The organism is Ruegeria sp. YTSA064 (assembly GCF_059610325.1).
Genome location: NZ_JBXWNK010000004.1, coordinates 338,848 through 344,882, shown reverse-complemented (window position 1 = coordinate 344,882; position 6,035 = coordinate 338,848). Strand labels below are relative to the sequence as shown.

Annotated in this window: 4 protein-coding genes; all 4 read left to right on the top strand. The window is 53.1% G+C overall.

The genetic code is table 11. The annotated features are described in order from the left end of the window. The first annotated feature begins 327 nt into the window (after positions 1-327). The 4 genes from AC2FI7_RS08530 (at position 328) to AC2FI7_RS08515 (ending at position 5,991) form a co-directional block, all read left to right on the top strand. On the top strand, positions 328-3,912 hold the full coding sequence (locus AC2FI7_RS08530) for a PAS-domain containing protein (RefSeq protein ID WP_010443321.1): 3,585 nt from the start codon (positions 328-330) through the stop codon (positions 3,910-3,912). Beyond that, entirely contained in the window at positions 3,909-4,295 is a 387-nt protein-coding gene (locus tag AC2FI7_RS08525; RefSeq protein ID WP_480607093.1) for a response regulator, read from the top strand. Before AC2FI7_RS08530 ends, AC2FI7_RS08525 begins: the two co-directional genes overlap by 4 nt. Beyond that, a complete protein-coding gene (locus AC2FI7_RS08520) occupies positions 4,292-5,548 on the top strand; it encodes an adenylate/guanylate cyclase domain-containing protein (RefSeq protein WP_010443319.1) in 1,257 nt (418 codons plus the stop codon). Before AC2FI7_RS08525 ends, AC2FI7_RS08520 begins: the two co-directional genes overlap by 4 nt. 146 nt (positions 5,549-5,694) lie before the next feature. Beyond that, positions 5,695-5,991, top strand: coding sequence for a hypothetical protein (locus tag AC2FI7_RS08515; protein WP_496833344.1), 297 nt, complete (start codon positions 5,695-5,697; stop codon positions 5,989-5,991). Positions 5,992-6,035: the final 44 nt, after the last annotated feature.

Genomic DNA, 6,035 nt, shown 5'->3' with positions numbered 1-6,035 from the left:
GATTTAGCTCGCTGAAAGCGGACATTTAACCCCAGCGCAGCATCCGTCGATTTGGGCTCAGAGCAAACCTTCGCTGCGTATTGCCTCAATGACCGCTGTGCGGGACAAAGCGGACCTTACGGGGATGCCGTAACTAACGCACGTGACCTAAAGGCTGGTGGAACGGGTTTGTCGGCTTGGTAAGCTCTGGAGCGGTAAGCTACGTCACCCTTTGAATTGCAAGAACTTTCTACAAGAGCTCGTGTTCACTAAAACCAAGCTTTTACGGTTGGTTTTTTGACTAAACTCTTTGACTCAGTCATTCTTCTCCACGGGGGGGAACTGGATATGAATGGCGCTGACCAAAAAAGCCAAGCAGACAGGTACGAAGAAGGTATTGCGCTTCTGGATGTTGGTGTCGGCATATTCAATGACGCACTCCGATTGGTTTACTGCAACCCCGCATTTCGCGAGATGCGACGCTACCCACAAGAGCTCTGCCGCCGTGGTGTTAGTCTAGAAGATTTGCTGCATTTCAATGCCGAACGCGGAGATTTTGGCGCGGGCAACACTGATCGGCTAGTGGCCGATCGAATGAACGAGATTGGTGCCTCTGGTGAGCGCGCGCTCGAGCATGAGATGGCAGACGGGCAGGTTCTAGCGATCAGCTATCGCAGAACGGCCTCTGGAGGAACGATGGTCACCTATCAGGACCGCACCGCCGAACGAAAAGCAGAGAGAGCATTGCGAGAAAGTGAGGAGCGCTACGCGCTTGTTTCAGACGCTGCGGAAGAGGCAATCTACGATTGGCATATTACCGACGACCAGTTTTATGCGTCCCCACGACTTGAGACTTTCCTAGGGCTTGAGACCGGTCCTAAGGGAGAGAGAACGTGGGTATGGCAAGACATTATTCATCCCGACGATTTGCCCTCTTACTTGTCAGAGTTGGAGGCGCATATATCCGGCGAGAAGAAACGATGGGAATGTGAGTACCGACTCAAAGTAGCTAACGGCAAGTGGCGCTGGGTATCGGATCACGGCACCTCGATTCGCGACACTAACGGCTACGCGACGCGTATGGTGGCCGCAATTCGGGACATTACACCCAAGATTGAACGGGATGCAGCCCTTGCCGCAAGTGAGGAACGATACCAGTTGGTCACTCAAGCTACCAGCGATGGAATTTATGATTGGGACGTGACCAATGATGTTCTGTTTGTCTCTGCTGACCTGAACGATCTACTCAGTTTGGACGAGGCCAATTCGTCTTCGGAACGATGGGCCGAGCAGATCCACCCGGATGATTACGACGCTTATGTCAAGGCAATCGTTAACCATTTCAAGGGCGAGACTGATGCTGTTGAATGTGACTACCGGCAGAGGGCGCGTGATGGCGGTTACCGTTGGGTTCACGACCGAGGCGTTGGTGTGCGAAACGCCGAAGGCCGGGTCGTCCGGCTTGTCGGTGCCGTGCGCGACATAACTGAAATCCGGGATGCACGGGAACGAATTGCCCGAATTGAAGGTCGGCTACTCGGAGCAATTGAAACGATCGCCGATGGTTTGCTTTTGGTGGGACCTGAAAATCGCGTCGAGTTATTCAACGACCGCTACGTCCAGATCTTCAGCGACGCCGCTGGCGGCGCCGATTTGAGCAACCTAATCTATGAGGGCCGCGAATTCTTCGACATGATCCGCAACGGCTATGAGCTTGGGATGTTTACCGAACATCCAGACGGCGTTGACGGTTGGATCGCTGCCCGCCGCGTCGCTTGGGAGAAGCCAAAGGCGAACTGGGAACTAGAGTTGGGCAACGGTGTGTGGATCATGCTCAACGAACGTCGCCTGCCTGATGGTGGCCGCATCATGGTTTACAACGACATAACCGAATTCAAACGCAGGGAGGCAGATGCGCAGGCCGCACGGCAGCGGTTTGAAGACGCAATTGAAGCGATTTCGTCTGGTTTTGCATTGTGGGATGCCGAGGATCGGCTAGCTGTATGTAATGAGCGCTACCGCACCTACATGAGCGAACTCGCCGACAAGGTCGTACCCGGCGTGAAATTCGAAGAGATCATCGGTGCCGGCATCAAGCGCGGCCTATTTCCACTTTCCGAAGGAGAAGTAGAAGGGTATCTTGAGAGAATTGCCGAAAAGCGCATGAAAGCCTCGGGCGAACCACGCGAACAGCTAGTCGCCGGGTACTGGCTGCAGATTACGGATCACCGCACTTCGGATGGTGGCATCGTCTCGATCTATACCGACATTACCGAACTGAAGACCAAACAGCTGGAGATCGAACAACAATCAGCAATCCTCGAGTTAACAATGGAGAACATGGGCCAGGGGATTACGCTGGTGGATAAAGAGCTGCGCACAATTGCGTTGAATTCGAAATTTCTCGACCTCATGGAGTTTTCTCGCGAACGCTTTCGCCCCGGATTCACAATGGAAGAGGCATTTCGGTTCAATGCTGAACGAGGGGAATATGGGCCGGGCGACATTGACACCCAAGTGCGCGAGCGGGTGGAACTGGCCGCAAAATTCTTACCGCACAAATTTGAACGTATTCGTCCTGATGGTACGGTGATTGAGATTATCGGCAACCCTATCCAAGGTGGCGGCCTAGTTGCAACTTACACTGACATTACGGACCGCAAACTCGCTGACGAAGCTCTGAAAGCGGCACTGGCAGAATTTAACGCGGTCATCGATCACGTCGACTATGGAATTCTGTTCATGGGACCGGATTTACGTGCGCGTATAATAAATCGGGCATTTGCGCGAATTTGGAACATCGATCAGAAATTCATCGACCAGCGCCCAACTATGCAGGAGCTGATAGAGTACAACAAGGGCACAGGAGTCTATGATGTCGCGCCGAAAGACTGGGATGACTGGCTGTCCATGCGGGTCGAGGCAATACGGGCAGGAAACATGCCACCGGGCGAGTTGTGTCGGGCTGATGGCATGACGTTGAGTTTCCAATGCGTGGACCTGCCGGATGGCGGTCGCATGCTGACGTATTTCGATATCACCGAATTAAAACGGCGTGAAGCGGAGATTTCCAACGCGCGTGATGCGGCTGAACAAGCCCTCAACGATCTGCGGCAAGCCCAAGAACGACTCATCCAGTCCGAGAAGATGGCCAGCCTAGGCCAACTTACTGCCGGCATTGCCCACGAGATCAAGAACCCGCTGAATTTCGTCAACAACTTTGCCAAATTGTCTGGCGAGTTGATGGAAGAATTACACGAGATATTAGAAGACCCGATCGCTGCTCTGGAGGAAGAGGATCGCGAGGAAGCTAAGGACCTATGGCAGACAGTACGCGGCAACATGGGCAAGATAAACCAACACGGTCAACGTGCTGACAGCATCGTTAAAAACATGCTTCTGCATTCCCGCGAGGGGCCAAGCGAGTTGCAACGTGTTGCACTAAACCCGATAGCAGAAGAAGCGCTGAACCTTGCCTATCACGGTGCTCGGGCGGAGGATTCCAGTTTCAATGTCGAAATACGAGCCGACATTGATCCTGACGTTGGCCAAATCGATTGCTATCCGCAGGATTTGATGCGTGTTTTTCTTAATCTCATCAGCAACGGCATGTATGCGGCCAACAAACGTAAAGACGCGGAAGAAGGTGACTTTTCACCGACGATCTGGCTATCGACGCGAGCCAATGGTGACCGCGTCAACGTCACTATTCGCGATAATGGTACGGGCATTCCAGAAGAAATGAGGGAGAAAATTTTTCTACCGTTTTACACCACAAAACCCGCGGGTGAAGGCACAGGGCTCGGCCTTTCGTTGAGCTATGATACCATCGTCAAGCAGCATGGTGGAACATTGACTGTGGACAGTAAGCCAGGGGATCACACGATTTTTGACGTTTCGGTCCCGGTTCATTCTCAGGGGGACCTAGCATGACTGGACAAATTCTGATGGTAGATGACGAACCCGACGCACAAGACCTGATTCAACAAAATTTTCGGCGGGAGATACGAAAAGGAGTCTACAGTTTTGGGTTTGCCGGGTCTGGCGAGTCGGCCTTGGACGCAATAAGTCATTCGAAAGAAGAAGTGATGTTGGTGCTTTCGGACATCAACATGCCCGGGATGTCAGGAATCGAGCTTTTGCAGGAGCTACGCGCTCGCTGGCCTGAATTACCGGTTATGATGATCACCGCCTATGGTGATGCAGCGACCGAGGCGAAAGTCCGGGAACTGGGAGCGGAACAGTTCCTGACCAAGCCCGTCGATTTTGTTGAACTGAAAGAGCGGCTCTCACAATTTGTCGGAGATACGACGTGACGCCGCCTCGCATTCTTGTTGTCGATGACGAGCCCGACCTTGAAGCGTTGATTTCGCAAAAGTTTCGGCGTCGCGTACGCGAAGGGGAACTCGATCTATTGTTTGCTCATGACGGCAAACACGCCCTCGAAGTTCTCGAAGAGAACCCTAAAATAGATATCGTCCTTTCCGACATAAACATGCCCAGGATGGATGGTCTCACTTTGCTTGACCGGTTGAGCGAGATGGAAACTGATCTGCAAACTGTTATGGTTTCCGCCTACGGCGACATGAACAATATCCGCGCGGCTATGAACCGCGGGGCTTTTGATTTCGTGACCAAACCGATCGAGTTCGAAGATCTCGACCGGACCATTGCCAAGACGCTGGAACACCTTGAGTTGCTCCGCCAATTGCGCACGGCCCGTGATAAAGCTGAGCAAGCGAGATTGACGCTGTCACGGTATTTCTCTCCTACGGTGGTTGAGACGTTGTCGCGTGATCCAGAGGCAATAGAGGCCAAGGGCGAGCGCCGCGTAGCAACCTTTCTATTTACTGATCTGGCCGATTTCACTCAGCTGGTAGAAAGCTCGGATTCCGACCTGATCGTCGAAATTCTCAACGAATACCTAGATGGCATGACCCGAACAATCTTTTCGCACGGCGGAACAGTCATGAAAATCATAGGCGACGCCATCCAAGTAATATTCGGTGCGCCAGTTGACGACCCGGAACATGCCGCGCACGCGGTGGCCTGCGCCTTGGCGCTCGACGAATTTGCCCAAGGTTTTCAGAAGAAACTACTGGATCGCGGCATCGCGTTGGGAGACACGCGCATAGGTGTGAACAGCGGCGATGCGATCATTGGCAATTTCGGCGGCAAGAGCTATTTCGACTATACAGCGTATGGCGATGCTGTGAACACTGCGGCAAGGCTGGAACAGGCCAACAAGACGATAGGGACGCGCATCTGCACTTCGGAAAGTGTTGCCAAGGGGATCGACAACTTCTCTGGCCGACCAATTGGAAGACTCTTGCTGAAAGGCAAAACGCAAGCGGTGACCTGCTATGAACCCTTGTCAGAGGCGCTTGTCGACACCGATCAAGTGAGAGATTACAAGGCGGCGTATGAGCTGCTAGAGGCGAGTGACCCCAAAGCGCGCCAATCCTTTGCGGCGCTTTTGGCCGAGTGCGAAGACGACCCCTTGATCTTGTTTCACCTTGGTCGATTGCTGGCCGGCGAAACTGGTGCAGACATTGAAGCAGTGGGTTGATCGCCAGACCTGTCCCAACGTCATTGCCGCTAAACAACCATGATAAGGCTGCCCAACACTCGCCGTGAGCCGGTCGACCCCGACCCAACAATAACCAAAGGGTTGCCTATTTCGGCGGCAAGAACTGCGATTACACTTTTGAAAAGCTGCAGGAACAGCGCGCCTACAACGATTGGAAACCTTCCGACCTGATCCATTTGGTGCAAATTTCGATGTTGATCGCTGACTTTGGTGCTGAAGCGGACACGCTTCGCGAAGAAGGCTACGTGATCCAATCGGACGTTCCAAAGAAGAATCCGCGCATTGACGTGCTTGCTTCGCTGAATTCTCAGATTATAGCCAGGTCTCGTCTGATCGGCATCAATCACACCGCGGCAACAGACAAACGTTCGCGAGGAAACAGAGCGGCGTTGCAAAGAGAGATGCGACGAATACTTACTTAAGTTGCCGGTATAGGGCATCGCCCACCAGCCGCCAACTGGTGATC

Coding starts and splice junctions, on each gene's coding strand:
- AC2FI7_RS08530 (WP_010443321.1), top strand. CDS start 328: ATGAATGGCGCTGACCAAAAAAGCCAAGCAGACAGGTACGAAGAAGGT.
- AC2FI7_RS08525 (WP_480607093.1), top strand. CDS start 3,909: ATGACTGGACAAATTCTGATGGTAGATGACGAACCCGACGCACAAGAC.